The 14,648-nt window shown below is 67.9% G+C and carries 15 protein-coding genes and 1 riboswitch; of the genes, 7 read left to right on the top strand and 8 right to left on the bottom strand.

The features are described from left to right. Positions 1-10 precede the first annotated feature (10 nt). The 6 genes from ribH to BUC15_RS13310 form a co-directional block, all read right to left on the bottom strand. Positions 11-478 (bottom strand): 6,7-dimethyl-8-ribityllumazine synthase, encoded by a 468-nt coding sequence (gene ribH, locus BUC15_RS13335; protein WP_073189115.1) that lies wholly within the window; start codon positions 476-478, stop codon positions 11-13. After that, a complete protein-coding gene (ribB, locus tag BUC15_RS13330; RefSeq protein WP_073189112.1) occupies positions 475-1,719 on the bottom strand; it encodes a 3,4-dihydroxy-2-butanone-4-phosphate synthase in 1,245 nt (414 codons plus the stop codon). Before ribB ends, ribH begins: the two co-directional genes overlap by 4 nt. Continuing rightward, a complete protein-coding gene (locus BUC15_RS13325; protein ID WP_073189110.1) occupies positions 1,716-2,327 on the bottom strand; it encodes a riboflavin synthase in 612 nt (203 codons plus the stop codon). Before BUC15_RS13325 ends, ribB begins: the two co-directional genes overlap by 4 nt. A gap of 1 nt (position 2,328) precedes the next feature. Further along, entirely contained in the window at positions 2,329-3,381 is a 1,053-nt protein-coding gene (ribD, locus tag BUC15_RS13320) for a bifunctional diaminohydroxyphosphoribosylaminopyrimidine deaminase/5-amino-6-(5-phosphoribosylamino)uracil reductase RibD (protein WP_073189108.1), read from the bottom strand. Positions 3,382-3,495: 114 nt separating this feature from the next. Next, a riboswitch (FMN riboswitch) is annotated at positions 3,496-3,626 on the bottom strand. 42 nt (positions 3,627-3,668) lie between these two features. Continuing rightward, the gene (locus BUC15_RS13315; RefSeq protein WP_175558332.1) at positions 3,669-4,370 is read right to left on the bottom strand and encodes a DUF4386 family protein; all 702 of its coding nucleotides are present in this window, start codon (positions 4,368-4,370) and stop codon (positions 3,669-3,671) included. Between the two features lie 184 nt (positions 4,371-4,554). Further along, on the bottom strand, positions 4,555-5,271 hold the full coding sequence (locus BUC15_RS13310; protein ID WP_073189104.1) for a FadR/GntR family transcriptional regulator: 717 nt from the start codon (positions 5,269-5,271) through the stop codon (positions 4,555-4,557). Positions 5,272-5,641: 370 nt separating this feature from the next. Here BUC15_RS13310 and BUC15_RS13305 point away from each other — a divergent pair, with 370 nt between their 5' ends. The 7 genes from BUC15_RS13305 to BUC15_RS13275 all read left to right on the top strand — a co-directional run bounded on the left by BUC15_RS13305 (position 5,642) and on the right by BUC15_RS13275 (position 13,483). Further along, entirely contained in the window at positions 5,642-6,994 is a 1,353-nt protein-coding gene (locus BUC15_RS13305; protein ID WP_245787984.1) for an ABC transporter substrate-binding protein, read from the top strand. 137 nt (positions 6,995-7,131) lie between these two features. Beyond that, complete coding sequence (locus BUC15_RS13300) at positions 7,132-8,097, top strand: ABC transporter permease (RefSeq protein WP_073189101.1); 966 nt, start codon at positions 7,132-7,134, stop codon at positions 8,095-8,097. Beyond that, positions 8,097-10,172 (top strand): dipeptide/oligopeptide/nickel ABC transporter permease/ATP-binding protein, encoded by a 2,076-nt coding sequence (locus BUC15_RS13295; protein ID WP_073189099.1) that lies wholly within the window; start codon positions 8,097-8,099, stop codon positions 10,170-10,172. The genes BUC15_RS13300 and BUC15_RS13295 overlap by 1 nt, the downstream gene beginning before the upstream one ends. Then, the gene (locus BUC15_RS13290) at positions 10,169-10,954 is read left to right on the top strand and encodes an ATP-binding cassette domain-containing protein (protein ID WP_073189096.1); all 786 of its coding nucleotides are present in this window, start codon (positions 10,169-10,171) and stop codon (positions 10,952-10,954) included. The genes BUC15_RS13295 and BUC15_RS13290 overlap by 4 nt, the downstream gene beginning before the upstream one ends. A gap of 23 nt (positions 10,955-10,977) precedes the next feature. After that, a complete protein-coding gene (locus tag BUC15_RS13285) occupies positions 10,978-11,895 on the top strand; it encodes a dihydrodipicolinate synthase family protein (protein ID WP_073189094.1) in 918 nt (305 codons plus the stop codon). Continuing rightward, positions 11,892-12,806, top strand: a complete 915-nt coding sequence (locus BUC15_RS13280) for an ROK family protein (protein WP_073189091.1) — start codon at positions 11,892-11,894, stop codon at positions 12,804-12,806. Before BUC15_RS13285 ends, BUC15_RS13280 begins: the two co-directional genes overlap by 4 nt. Next, complete coding sequence (locus tag BUC15_RS13275) at positions 12,803-13,483, top strand: N-acetylmannosamine-6-phosphate 2-epimerase (protein ID WP_073189088.1); 681 nt, start codon at positions 12,803-12,805, stop codon at positions 13,481-13,483. The genes BUC15_RS13280 and BUC15_RS13275 overlap by 4 nt, the downstream gene beginning before the upstream one ends. Here the strand turns inward: BUC15_RS13275 and BUC15_RS19115 are convergent, their stop codons facing one another. Together BUC15_RS19115 and BUC15_RS19575 are read right to left on the bottom strand one after the other, a co-directional pair. Then, positions 13,484-14,029 carry a cytochrome b5 domain-containing protein gene (locus BUC15_RS19115; RefSeq protein ID WP_175558331.1) on the bottom strand — a complete coding sequence of 182 codons (546 nt, stop codon included), beginning with the start codon at positions 14,027-14,029 and terminating at the stop codon, positions 13,484-13,486. It abuts the gene before it with no gap. Next, a complete protein-coding gene (locus tag BUC15_RS19575; protein WP_139280265.1) occupies positions 14,029-14,280 on the bottom strand; it encodes a DUF2231 domain-containing protein in 252 nt (83 codons plus the stop codon). Before BUC15_RS19575 ends, BUC15_RS19115 begins: the two co-directional genes overlap by 1 nt. Positions 14,281-14,648 lie beyond the last annotated feature (368 nt).

The raw sequence follows: 14,648 nt of genomic DNA, 5'->3' as shown, positions 1-14,648 counted from the left end.
TTTCCCGGCGTCAGCCCACGGAGGCGAGGGCGGCCACGGTAGCCACGGCAGCCGTCGCGGCCTCGTGCCCCTTGTCCTCGCTCGACCAGGGAAGCCCGGCCCTGTCCAGCGCCTGACGCTCATCGTCGCAGGTCAGGACCCCGAAGCCGACCGGCTTGCCGCTCCGGACGGCGACCTGGGTCAGCCCGATGGTCGCTCCCTGGCAGACGTAGTCGAAGTGTGGCGTGCCGCCGCGGATCACCACCCCAAGCGCCACCAGGGCGTCGAAGCGTCCCGCCAGCACCGAGCAGGCCCCAGCCAGCTCGAAGGTGCCCGGTACCCGCACGACGGTGACGTCGGTCACGCCGGCTTCGGCGAGCCCGCGTCGGGCTCCGTCGAGCAGGCCGTCCATGACCTCGGTATGCCAACTGGCGGCCACGATCGCCACCTTCAGGCCCGGCGTGCTGACCGCCAGCGTGGGTGCCCCCGCCCCGCTCATGCTCTGACCTCCTGCGCCTCGGTGGGCTGCGCGGGTCGGTGTTGCCGAGGCAGCCGGAGAGGCAACCGGTGGCCCATCCGGTCCCGCTTGGTGGCGAGATAGCCGACGTTCTCGGGCCCGACGCCCACGGTCTGGGACCGCGTGGCGGAGACGTCCAGCCCCGCGGCCCGCAGCGCGGCGGACTTGTCCGGGTTGTTGGTCAGCAGAGTGATGCCCCTGACGTCGAGGAGGGTGAGGATCGCCGCCGCGGCACCATACTCCCGGGCATCGACCGGCAGGCCGAGCAGCGTCTGGGCGTCGACGGTGTCAGCCCCCCCGTCCTGCAGGTGGTAGGCGCGCAGTTTGTCGAGCAGCCCCACACCGCGCCCCTCGTGGCCCCGGAGGTAGACCAGCACCCCCGGTTCTTCAGCCAATTGCTGCTGCGCGGCACGCAGCTGGGCCCCGCAGTCGCAGCGCACCGAGCCGAGGGCGTCGCCGGTGAGGCACTCCGAGTGCAGCCGCACCAGGTTGCGCGTTCCGATCCCCAGCGGCGAGATCAGGGCGATGTGCTCTGCCTCCGTGAGGAGGTCGCGGAACCCGACGGCCTCGAACCGGCCGACCTGGGTGGGCAGGACCGACCGGGCGATCTCCACGACCCGGTCGTGGACCTGACGCCAAGCCACCAGGTCTGCGATCGTCACCACCGGAAGGCTGTGGTGTTGCGCCAACTCCAAGGTGGCCTCAGCGCGCATCATCTCGCCGTCGTCGTGTACCAGTTCCCCGATCACACCCACCGGGGCAAGGCCGGCGAGTCGCGCCAGGTCGACCATGGCCTCGGTGTGCCCACGCCGCACCAGCACGCCACCGTCGCGGGCCCTGAGCGGAACCACGTGCCCCGGCCTGGTGAAGCTCGACGGCGTCGCCTCCGGGTCGGCGAGCAGCCGCACCGTCGTGGCCCGGTCGTGGGCACTGATGCCAGTGGTGGTGCCCTCTGCGGCGTCCACGGTGACGGTGTAGGCCGTCCGCAGGGAGTCGGTGGTCCGCGGCACCATGATGGGCAGTTCCAGCCGGTCGGCCCACTCCTCGGGCATCGGGGCGCAGAGGTAGCCCGAGCTGTGGCGGATCGCCCACGCCAGCCATTCGTCGGTGAGGGTCTCGGCCGCTAGGAGGACGTCGGCCTCATTCTCGCGGTCGGCGTCGTCCAGGACCAGCACCGGGCGCCCCTGCCGCATGGCCAGGAGTGCCTCCTCGATGGTGTTCATTCTCCTTCTCCTTTCCCGGCGTAGAGGCCGAGTATCTTCTCCACGTACTTCGCCAGGACGTCGACCTCCAGGTTCACGCGCTCTCCCGGGCGGCGCCGCCCGAGGGTGGTGAGCTGCATGGTCGTCGGGATGAGTGAGACCTCGAAGTAGTCCTCGCCAACGGCTGAGACCGTCAGCGATACCCCGTCCACCGCGATGGACCCCTTCTCGACGACGTAGCGGGCCAGATCCTCCGGCAGTTCGAACCTGACGACCTCCCAGCGGTCGCCGGGCGTGCGGGAGAGTAGCCGGGACGTGCCGTCCACGTGCCCCTGCACCACGTGCCCACCGAACCGGGAGTCGGCGGCCATCGCGCGCTCCAGGTTCACCGGCGATCCGACACGCAGGTCGCCGAGGCTGGAGCGGGTGAGCGTCTCGGCCATCACGAAGACGCTGAACCCGTCTTCGTCGCGGTCGACGACCGTGAGGCAGACGCCGTTGCAGCTGATCGAGGCGCCGGGAGCTGCGTCGCTGCTGACCAGGGGGCCTTTCAGGTGAAGCTCGGCCGAGTCGTCCCCGTGGTGGAGCCAGTCGACGCTGCCGAGTTCTTCGACGATTCCGGTAAACACTTCAGTTCTCCTCTGGGTGGTTGACGGCGATTTGGGTCTGGGTTGCGGTAGGGGGCACGCAGACGAGGGCGATGTCGTCGCCGTGACGCAGCACCTCGGTGAGCCGGAGCCGGGCGATCCCGGCCAAGGTGTCGATGCCCAGGTCTGCGACGGCGGCGCGACCCGTGCCGAGCAGCGCGGGGGCGAGGCAGGCGATCACCTGGTCGATGACCCCGGCCCGCCACCAGGCCGCAGCCAGACGGGGCCCGCCTTCGAGCCAGACCCGGTGGACGCCCTCCGCCAGAAGGGATTCCAAGACGGCTCGCGGGTCATGGCCCGCATACTGACGGAAGCGGCCGTCGGTCCCGCGAACGCGGGCCGACCCGGGCACCGGGGTCTTTCCCACCACCACGCGCAACGGCTGGTGCGGGCTCGGGGCCCCGTCGTCTTCGCGGGCCGTCAGCCGCGGGTCGTCGGTCAGGATGGTGCCGGTGCCCACCACCACCGCGCCGCACCGGCCCCGGCGTCGGTTCATGGCCTGACGCATGAGATCGCCAGTGATCCAGTTGCTGGTGCCGTCGGCGGCGGCGCTGCGCCCGTCGAGGCTGGCCGCGAACTTCCAGGTCACGTGGGGCCGCTGGTTGCGGCGTGCGAAGGACCAGGAGTCGTTGACCGCCTCTGCCCGCTCGGCCAGCACGTCACCCGTCACCGGCACGCCTGCGGCCCGTAGCCTTTCCGCGCCGCCGCTGGCGACGGGGTTGGGATCAGCCTGGGCGTACACGACCCGCGCGACCCCGGCGTCCAGCAGCGCCACACTGCAAGGCCCGGTCCGCCCGGTGTGGTTGCAGGGCTCGAGCGTCACGACGGCCGTCGCGCCGCGGGCCGCGGCACCCGCCCGGGTGAGGGCCATCACCTCTGCGTGGAGCGTCCCGGCTCCCTCGTGCCACCCCTCGGCGATCACCTGCCCGTCGCGGATCAGCACGCACCCGACGCGCGGGTTCGGGTCGGCGACGGGGCCCTTCTCCGCCAGCCGCAGGGCGCGTTCCATCGCGGCCTCGAGTTCCGGGTCCGTCATGTCCACTCCCCGCGTCGGCAACAGTGCCGTGTTCCGGGGTCGGTTGACGCAGGCGACAGTGCCGCCCGCGTCGCTTGGCGACGCGCAAGCAGAGGGGTCGTCAAAGACGACACCCCACGTGTTGCCTCCCATCCGGACTTTCACCGTCGGTCCTGGAGTTCCACCAGGTCAACCGTCAACTGGAAGCTGACGGGTCGCGGACTATAACCGCCGGTTCGGAATTACACCGACCCCGGAACACGTTTGCGACCAGTGTGCCACGCCGCGCGCGGCGCCCATGGACCGGGTCAGGAAACGGACCGGGTCTGCACGTGCATGCGCAGGAGTTTCCAGCCGACGATCCCGAACCAGGTGGGCAGGAGAAGCCCGTAGACCGTGTAGGACACCCCCATCAGGGGGCGCAACGCCTCGCTCACGATTCCCAGCAGGCCGGTCACGATGCCGAGAATGGCGCCCACCCTGCCGAAGTCGCCTCGCAGCATGGTGATGGAGAGGATGAGGATCGCGGCCGCAGTCAGGATCCCGGCCCATGAAACGGCGTTGGTGGTAGCGATCAGTGCGTCCGCGGCGCTTACCAGAGACTGACGCTCAGCGCTGGAGGCCTTCGAATACGCATCGCTCAGGACCACCAGGCCCCCGTGAAGCGATTGTGGGCTGCTGCCCAGTGCCAACGCGATGATCTCTGAGGCCACGCCGAAGAGCCCGCCGATCAGGGCCAAGCTCTTGTCCACCTGCCTGAGTGCGACGGCGAGCGCAGCAAGAACCACCATCGCAGGCACCGCGAGCCCCACGAACGACACCAGTTGAGTCAGGTAGACGCCGGGATGCTCGGCGATGTACTCCAAAATGCCCGCGCCGTCGGTGGGGGGCACCGGGGCGGTGAACAGCATCGTCACGGGAACCAGAACCAACACGACGAAGACCCCCGCCGAGACGGCACCCGCGAGATACAGCGTCCGCCAGGTCAGGTCGGTGCGAGAGACGCTCATGCGCATGATCTTTCCACCGCAGGCCGCGCCACACCAGGTTCCACAACGATCCGACGGGTCGGTTTCGTCAGCCGCGGCGATAGACCTGTAGCGCATCCTCGCCGACGACCATCAGCCAGGGGCGGTCGTCGCCGAGCCGGATGCCGAGGCGACGAACCTTCTCAACTACATGTGCCCCGGCGGGTCAGGTCGTCGACCCGGACCTGGTCGACTCGAGCACCCGCAGCAGCGGCGCGTAGTGCGCGCCGACAGCCGCCTGGTAGCCATCCAGGTCGCCGGCGATCGCACAGTCGAGCATGTCGCGGTGGGCCTGCACCGTCTCGGCCAGGTCGCGCGGGGTGGCCACCCCGAGCCGCGGCGCGACCATCGTGTGGATGTCCCAGAACGCGGCCACCAGTTGCCGGTACAACTCGTTTTCGACGAGGCTGGCGATCTGAGCGTGAAACGCCCGGTCCTCAGCCGCGAAGGCCTCCTGCCGGTCGGCGTGAATCGCCATCTCCGTACACAACCGGTCGAGTTCGGGCTCGGTGGACCCGGCCAGCCGCTCGACGACCGTCGGTGCGATTGCGCCGTCGAGAGCCTGGCGCACCTCGACGACCTGGCGGAGCGTCTCGAAATCCTGGCCGGCCAGGACGACGCCCTTGAACGTCAGGCCGTCCACGAGCGGGCTGAGTGACATCTGGCCGACGAACATACCGGTGCCGTGGCGCACCTCGATGATGTCGAGCGTCGCCAGGGTGCGGATCGCCTCGCGCAGGTTCGCCCTCGAAACGTCGAGCAACTCGGCCAGCTGGGCCTCGGTGGGCATGGGGTCACCCGGCTTCAGTCCCTTGGTGATGATCAGCTCCTTGACGGCATCGATGCTCTGTCGTAGACGCTGGGGCTCACGAGATTTCGCCATTTTGGCCCTTCCGCTGTTACTTCTTCCCCTATTGTGGCAGAGTGTCAGATATCAGATGTCTGATAATCAGAGATTCGATGGTCAAGGAGCCTCAATGACGAATCCCACTCCGGTCCCACGCTGAGACCTCTTTAAGTTCGCAGGCGCATTCGGCGCCGCTGCGGCCTTCACCGCCACACTGTCTGCCTGTGGGCAGCAGGAACCGGTCAGCACCACATCGGCAACGGCCACCAGCGGCAGCACCGGCAGCGCACCGGCCGCCGGCACCGACGGCACCATCACGGCTGCCATCTCCTACGAACTCGGCACCAACGGGTACGACCCCCTCACCACCACCGCGGCCCTCACACAGGCCGTCAACTGGCACACCATGGAGGGGCTCACCGAACTCAACCCCGCCACGCGCGAGATCTACGCGGCCCTCGGCGCAGAGCTGCCGACCCAGGTCGACGAGACCACCTACGAGGTCAAGCTCCGCGACGGCGCGGTCTTCACCGACGGAACGGCGGTCACCCCTGAAGATGTCGTGTTCTCGTTCGAGCGCGTGCTGAACCCGGAGAACCAGAGCCTGTTCGCCTCGTTCATCCCGTTCATCGATTCGGTGACCAAGAAGGACGACACGACCGTCACGATCACCCTGAAGTATGCCTTCTCGCTCGTCGCAGAGCGGCTCTCCGTCGTCAAGATCGTGCCAAAGGCGGCGGTCGATGCCGACGCCAAGGCGTTCGACATGAACCCCGTCGGCACCGGCCCCTGGAAGATGACCGACAACGGTGCGAGCTCGCAGCAGGTCGTCTTCGAGCGCAACGATGCCTACAACGGCGCCCACCCGGCCAAGGCGAAGTCGATGACCTGGCAGATCATCCCCGACGACTCGACCCGCACCAACGCGCTGAGCTCCAGCACGGTGCAGGCGATCGACACCGTCCCAGCCGCCAACCTGGCCACGTTGGCCGAGACCAAGTCGGTCGCGGCCAAGCAGGGCTTCGGGCTGCTGTTCGCCATGTTCAACACGGGCTCGGCGCCCATGAACGACGTGAAGAACCGCCAGGCCGTGATGTACGCGCTCGACTACGACAAGATCTGCAAGGTCGGCATGGCCGACCTCGCCACCCCGGCCACGAGCTTCGTGCAGAAGGAACACCCCTCCTACAACGCCGCGAAGATCCAGTACCCCGGCCAGATGGAAAAGGCCAAGGAACTGCTCGCCGAGACCGGGCTCAAGAGCGTCCGGCTCCTCGCGTCCGATCACGGTTGGTTCGCCTCCGTCCGCCCGATCATCAAGGAATCCCTCGAGGCCGCCGGGCTGACCGTCGCGTACGAGGAGAAGAAGTCGGCAGACGTCTACGGCACGATCGACGGCAACCCCGCCGCCTTCGACATCGTCGTGGCACCGGGCGACCCGTCGGTCTTCGGTGACGACGCCGACCTCCTGCTCCGCTGGTGGTACAGCACCGACACCTGGACCGACAGCCGCATGCACTGGAAGGGCCAGGAGTCCTACAACCAGGTGCAGGAACTCCTCGACACCGCGGCCAAGGCCACGGGCGAGGAGCAGAAGAAGGCGTGGTTCGAGATCTACGACGTGGTCAGCGAAGCTGTCCCGCTCTACCCGATCTTCCACCGCAAGAGCCCGACCGCCTACGACGCTGAAACCCTCCAGGGCTTCCAGCCGATCGCGGTCACTGGCCTGTCCTTCATCGACGTCGCATCGACGAAGTAGCCGACGCACGTCCACCCTGGTCGGCTGCGAGGCCGGGCAGATAGCAGCACCCGGGTGGGGTGGCTCAAAGGCAGAGCCGCCCCACCTCCTTCCCGGGGCCACCTCGCCCCGCCTTCTCCGCTAGGGAGTCCCTTCCAGTGTCAAACCTTCTCCGCTTACTCGGACGGCGCCTCGTCGCGCTGCCGATCATGGTGTTGGGTGTCACGTTGCTGGTGTTCGTCGTCATGTCGTTCTCCAGCGCCGACCCCGCCCGACTCGCCCTCGGTGAGAGTGCCTCGGCCGAGGCGCTCAACGCCTACCGCGAGGCGAACGGCCTCAACGACCCGATGCTCGTGCGCTACGTCCGCTACCTCGGTGGCCTCGTCCAGGGAGACCTGGGCCAGTCCTTCACGGGCGTTCCTGTCTCACAGATGGTGTCGCAGAACTTCCCGATCACCTTGCAGATCACCTTCGTGGCCCTGATCATGGCCGTGATCCTCGCGCTCATCCTCGGCGTGCTCGGTGCGCTGTACCGCGATCGCTGGCCCGACCAGGTCATCCGAATCTTCTCCATCGCCAGCCTCGCGACCCCCTCCTTCTGGCTCGCGCTGCTGCTCATCCAGGCGTTCGGAAACGTGCCGGGAGGCTCCCACACCTTCCCAGCCGTCATCACCGACTGGATCAGATTCAGCGACGACGCCGGGGCCTGGGCCAACCAGATCTTCCTACCCGCGTTCGCCTGCGCGATCCCGCTGAGCGGCTCACTGACCCGCGTCGTGCGGACCTCAATGGTCGAGGAGCTCGACCGCGACTACGTGCGCACCGCCATCGGAGCAGGCGTGCCCCGCGCCGAGGTCGTCTCCCGAAACGTGCTGCGCAACGCGCTCATCACGCCGCTGACCGTGCTCGGCCTGAGGGTCGGCTACCTGATGGGTGGCGCAGTGGTCATCGAGATGATCTTCAACATCCAGGGCATGGGCCAGCTGATCTTCCAGGGCATCACCCGAAACGACGTCAACATCGTCCAGGGCGTCACGATCACGATCGCGATCGCCTTCATCATCATCAACCTGGTGGTCGATCTCCTCTACGTGATGGTCAACCCGCGAATCAGGAGCATCTGATGCTGTCAGCCCAATCACGCAAGAAGCTCACTTCGCAGGCAGGGCTCCGGTTCCAGGGGATCAGGTCGCTGCCGCTGAGTTCGAAGATCGCCGTTGGCGTGCTGATCGTCATGGTCCTCATCGCCATCTTCGCCCCGCTGATCGCCCCGTTCGCGCCCGATGCGGCCGGCCTTGTGCCCGCCGACATGGTGGTGCAGCGGGAGATCACGATCGAAGGCGTCGGCACCCAGATCGTGCCCGACACGGCCATCGCACCAAACTCCATGTTCTGGTTCGGCACCGATGACACCGGTCGCGACCTGTTCTCCCGCGCGATGTACGGCGCGAGGGTCTCGCTGCTAGTCGGCCTGGCCGCGACCGCGCTCGCGCTCGCCGTCGCCGCGGTGCTCGGCTCGATCGCCGCGACGTCCGGCAAGGTCGCCTCCGAGGTGCTCATGCGCATCCTCGACATCATCATGAGCTTCCCCGGCATCGCGCTGGCCGCCGTGATGGTCACCGCGCTCTCCACCCGGCTCCCGATCCTGCCGGTCGTGATCATCTCGATCGCGTTCCTGTACGTGCCGCAGCTGACCCGCGTCGTGCGCGCCAACGTCGTCTCCCAGTTCGGTGAAGACTACGTGTCCGCGTCCAAGGTGATGGGCGCGAGCACCCCCTGGATCCTCATCCGGCACGTCGCCCGGAACTGCGCAGCCCCAATCATGGTGTTCGCCACCGTCCTGGTCGCCGACGCCATCGTGTTCGAAGCGTCGCTGTCCTTCATCGGCACCGGCATCACATCGGTAAACACGCCGACCTGGGGCAACATGCTGAGCGAAGGCAAGTCGCTGCTGCTGTCGGGCCACTGGTGGCCGACGTTCTTCCCCGGCCTGTTGATCCTGATCACCACGCTGAGCCTCAACATCCTCTCCGAGGGCCTGACCGACTCGCTCGCCTCACCCAAGATCAAGACGCGTGCGAACGTGGAGGCCGACGAGGAGGCCGAGAAGGGTGCCGCGGCAGGCATCGCCAAGTCCTACGAGACCCAGACCACGTCCCTGAACAACCGTCTGACCGCCCTTGAGGTGGCAGAGTTGGCGCGCCATGACCGGCTCGTCCCACCGAACCCGGATGCCGAACCTCTGTTGGAGGTCGAGAATCTCTCCATCTCCTTCCCGAGTGCACACGGCGACGTCAAGATCGTCGACAACATCTCGTTCACCGTGCGCCCGAGCGAGACGATGGGTCTGGTCGGCGAATCCGGCTGCGGCAAGTCGATCACCGCGATGGCGATCATGGGCCTGCTTCCCAAGACCGCGAAGTTCGAGGGTTCCATCCGGTTCGCCGGTAAGGAACTCCTGACCATGGACGACAAGGAACGCAACGCTCTGCGTGGCCACGAGATGAGCATGGTCTACCAGGACGCGCTCAGCTCGCTGAACCCGTCGATGCTGATCAGCGCGCAGATGAAGCAGCTGACCAAGCGGGGTGGCCAACGCTCCGCCGAGGACCTGCTGAAGCTGGTCGGGCTCGACCCGGTCCGCACGCTCAAGTCGTATCCGCACGAGCTCTCGGGCGGCCAACGGCAGCGCGTGCTGATCGCCATGGCGCTTACCCGCAACCCGCGCCTGGTGATCGCCGACGAGCCCACCACGGCCCTCGACGTGACCGTTCAGGCACAGGTCGTCGACCTGCTGAACGACCTGCGTGAGAAGCTCGGTTTCGCGATGGTGTTCGTCTCGCACGACCTTGCGCTCGTCGCGAAGGTCGCCCACCGGATCACGGTCATGTACGCGGGCCAGGTCGTCGAACAGGCGTCCACCAGCGAACTGCTCACGAACCCGGTACACGAATACACCCGCGGGCTCCTCGGCGCGGTCCTGTCGATCGAGGAAGGCAAGGGTCGCCTGCATCAGGTGCCCGGCGTCGTCCCGTCGCCACGCGAGTTCGTGCCGGGCGACCGGTTCGCCCCGCGCTCCTCGCACCCGAAGACCGGGCTCGACGAGAAACCGAAACTGCGCCAGATCGAAGGCGTCGACCATGTCTATGCCCGCACCGACGAACTCGTCGCGGTACTTGCAGAGGAGGCAAACCGATGAGCACCCCAGTGATCGAACTGGATCAGGTCCACGTCGTCCACAAGGCGCGCACGGGCACCCTCTTCCGCCGAGACAGGGTGCACGCCGTCAACGGTGTCACGGTCGCCGTCAACAAGGGCGAGACCCTCGGCCTGGTGGGCGAGTCCGGCTGCGGCAAGACGACGTTGGCCCGCGTCATGGTCGGCCTGCAGCCGATCACATCCGGCACCATCCGACACCTCGGCCAGGAGTTGAAGCTCAACGGTGCGGGCAGGAAGAAGCTCGGGCGTGCGGTTTCGGTGGTCTTCCAGGACCCCGCAACTGCGCTCAACCCGCGCATGGTCGTGCGCGACACCCTGCTCGACCCGTTCCGCGTCCACGGCATCGGCACTCCGCCGGAGCAGTTCAGGCGCGTGCGGGAGCTGCTCGACCTGGTCGGCCTGCCCGCCTCCGTGCTGGACGTCCTGCCGAGGCAGATCTCGGGCGGCCAACGGCAGAGGGTCGCCATCGCCCGTGCGCTCGCGCTCGAACCCGATGTCATCATCGCTGACGAACCCACCTCGGCCCTCGACGTCTCGGTGCGTGCGCAGGTCCTCAACCTGCTGACGGACCTGAAAAAGGACCTGGGCCTGGGGCTGGTGTTCATCAGCCACGACATCAACACTGTCAGGTTCATCTCGGACCAGATGGCGGTCATGCTCGGCGGTCAGATCGTCGAGTCCGGCCCCGCCGACGAGGTGTTCAACAATCCGAAGAACGACTACACCCGCTCCCTGCTCGGTGCAGTGCCTTCCCTTCTCTGATTCCCCATTAGGAGTAGAAAACAATGTCCCGATTCAAGGGCCTCGTGCCCCCAGTGATCACCCCGATGCACCCCGACGGTTCGCTCGACCTCGAAGGTATCGACCGCGTGGTCGACCACCTCATCGACGGCGGAATGCACGGGCTGTTCATCCTCGGCTCCTCCGGCCAGGTCGCGTACCTGACCGACGCCGAGCGTGACGCGGTCGTCACCCGCGTCGTCGAACGCGTCGCGGGCCGCGTGCCCGTCCAGGTCGGTGCCCCCGACTTCACCGCCCGCCGGGTCGCCGAGGTCGCGTGGCACGCGCAGGACCTGGGCGCCGACGCGGTGGTCGTCTCAGCTCCTGTCTACGCGCTGAACAACGCGGCCGAGACCGAGCAGCACCTGCGGATGATCGCCGAAGCCGTCGATGTGCCCGTGTTCGCCTACGACGTGCCCGTGCGCGTCCACTCGAAGCTCGGCCTCGAAATGCTCATTCGGCTGGGGCAGGACGGCGTGCTCGCCGGTGTCAAGGATTCCTCCGGTGACGATGTCGCGTTCCGTCGTCTCGTCGCGGCCAACGCCAAGGCCGGGCACCCGCTCGAGCTGCTCACCGGTCACGAAGTGATGGTCGACGGCATGCTGCTGCTTGGCGCCGACGGCGCTGTGCCAGGGCTCGCCAACGTCGACCCGGCCGGTTACCGCAGGCTCTGGGACGCCGCACAGGCCGGCGACTGGGCGACGGCGCGCGCCGAACAGGACCGTCTCGCGCAGCTGTTCGAGATCGCCTTCGTCCCGCAGGGCATGTCCGGCGACGCCGGCGGAATCGGGGCCTTCAAGGCCGCGATGGCCAGCCTCGGCGTCATGGAATCCGGCGCCATGCCCGCGCCGCTGCAGCCGCTGAGCGCCGCCGATGTCGCCCGCATCGACGAGATCCTGGCCGAGGTCGGGCTGCTCGGATGAGACAGGCCATCGGCGTCGACCTCGGCGGTACGAAAACGGCCACCGCGCTGGTCGGCGCCGATGGCACCCTCGGTGAGATCAGCACTGCGCCCACACCCTCGGGGGTGGGCCCGGAGGCGGTGCTCGACACCGTCGCCAGCCTGGTGGCACCGCTGCTCGGCCCCGACGTCGTCGGTGTCGGGATCGGCACCGCCGGGGTCGTGGACTCCACGACAGGACGCATCGTTTCGGCCACCGAGACGTTCGCGTCCTGGGTGGGGACCGACCTGGTCGCGGGGATCAGGAGTCGGCTCGGACGAGGCGACGACTTCCCGATCGAGGTGCGAAACGACGTCGACGCACACGCGTTGGGCGAGAGTTGGCTTGGTGCAGGCGCGGGGCATCAGTCGATGCTCATGGTCGCCGTCGGCACCGGCGTCGGAGGCGCCGTCATCCTGGGAGACAAGCTGTGGACGGGCGCGCACCACGTCGCCGGTGAGATGGGTCACGTCCCCGTCCCCGGGGCTCACGGGATGCGCTGCCCGTGTGGTCGCCCGGGCCACCTCGAGGCCGTCGCCGCCGGACCGGCGATCGAGCGGCGCTACCTGGAGGTCACCGGTGAGGTCGCCTCCGGTCGCGAGATCATGGGCCTTGCCACCGAAGGCGATCCCGCCGCAGTCGCCGTCGTTGACGCCGCAGCCGAGGCCCTCGGGCGGGCCATCGCCGGGATCGTAACCGTGCTCGACCCATCCTGCGTCGTGATCGGCGGAGGCGTCGCGCAGGCGGGCGAGGTCTGGTGGGAACCGCTGCTGCGCACCTGCCGGGCCGAACTGGTCGACGTGCTGCAGGCCACGCAGATCCTGCCTGCCAGACTTGGCACCAGTGCCGCGCTGCTGGGTGCGGCCCACACCATCCTAGAAGGAGCATCATGACCAGCCTGTTGGACTCGTTGAAGGGCAAGCTCATCGTCAGCTGCCAGGCCTACCCTGGCGAGCCAATGCTCGACCCTCGGACCATGACGCAGATCGCGCAGGCCGCCGTCGCCGGTGGCGCAGCGGGCATCCGTGCTAAGGGCCTTGAAGACCTGCGTTCGATCAGCCACGCCGTCGACGTGCCGGTGATCGGGCTGGTGAAGGTCGGCAAGTCCGACGTCTACATCACCCCGACGCTGCACGACGCCTTCCAGGTCGCCGAGACGGGCTGCCAGATCGTAGCGATCGACGGGACCCGACGGGTGCGGCCGGACGAGCGGACGCTCGCCGAGACCGTTTCCGAGTTCAAGGAGCGCTACCCTGACACCCTGGTGATGGCTGACTGCGGATCGCTCGATGATGCGGTCGCCGCTGTGGAGGCGGGCGTCGACATCCTCGGCACCACCCTGGCCGGCTACTCCGGCGAGCGCCCCAAGACCGAGGGTCCAGACTGGGAGGTCGTCGACCAGATCGTCGCGCTCGGGTCGCTGCCGGTATTCGTGGAGGGCCGGGTACACACCCCGGCTCAGGCGGCGGAGGCCATCCGGCGCGGCGCCTGGGCCGTCGTGGTGGGAACCGCCATCACGCACCCGACCAGCATCACTGGCTGGTTCGCGGACGCCGTCGCCGCGGGCTGATCAGGAGACCAGCGGCCCGAGCAGCATGGCGGCCAGCTGATCCTGCGGGCGCTGGTCGCCGTCGTGCATCCCCTCGAACGCGGAGGTCGCGTCGGTGCCGCAGAGCGCGAGGATGCGGTCCTCGCCGCCCGGGTGTTGGGAGATCCAGTCGGTGAGGTCGTAGACGTTGCCGTCGATGGCAGCGAAACAGCTTGCTGCCGAGTTGTTTTCGGCGACCTGGGCCATCGTGTAGTCGGCGGACGTCTGGCTGGCTTCGGTGGTGGGGGTCGCCGGGGTGCCTGCTGTCGGGGTCGCCGTCGCCGAGGGGGTTGTTTCCGTCGACTGGACCGGCGCCGGGGAGGCGAGGGTCGCGGGCTCGGCAGTCGTCCCCGACCAGGCCGCGCTGGCTCCGGAATGGCCGGTCAGCACCGTCAGGACGAGGATGCCGACCGACGCGACGGCGGAGACGCCGGCGAGGCCCTTGTGCACCCCGGCGGATGCGCCGTCGCGACGTTCGAGGAGCAGCCAGCCCCCGGCGATGACGAGGTAGGCCAGGGCCGAGAACATCAGAACGGTTCCGTAGAGGGCGTGGGTGTCGGGTGTTCCCATTCGTTCGGCGAACTCGACACCGGACATCCGGGCCCCGATGGCGCCCAGCGCGCCGACAACCAGGAGCGCGAGGGTCGGGATGGAGTAGGTCTTTCGCCAGGAGGGTTGAGGGCCAGGGCGATGACCGCGAGCGCCGTCAGCGGCAGGATCACGACGGGAAGGTGCACCAGGAGGGGATGCATGGGCAGGCCGAGGATGGTGTCGAACATGAACCGATTGTAATAGAAGGTTCAAGTATCCCCGGGTTCCCGGTTCGGCCCGCCGTCGAAAATCGACCAGTGGTCGATTCTGCTCTGTCTCTGGTCGAGTATCGGCCAGTGCCTTGCTGGTTGTGTCGTTCCGGGGTTGCGTCCGCCGTCGAGAATCGGCCAGTGGTCGATTTTGCTCTGTGTGGGGTCGAGTATCGGCCAATGCCTTGCTGTCTGGGGTTGTGGGGGCCGGGGCGGGGCTTGCGAGAATCGTCCAGTGGTCGATTTTGCTCTGTCTGTGGTCGAGTATCGGCCAATGCCTTGCTGGTTGTGTCGTTCCCGGGTTGCGTCCGCCGTCGAGGATCGGCCAGTGGTCGATTTTGCTCCGT

This window comes from Tessaracoccus bendigoensis DSM 12906 (assembly GCF_900141915.1).
GTDB lineage: Bacteria > Actinomycetota > Actinomycetes > Propionibacteriales > Propionibacteriaceae > Arachnia > Arachnia bendigoensis.
Note: the sequence above shows the minus strand (reverse complement) of the source record. Positions and strands in the feature narration are given on the sequence as shown.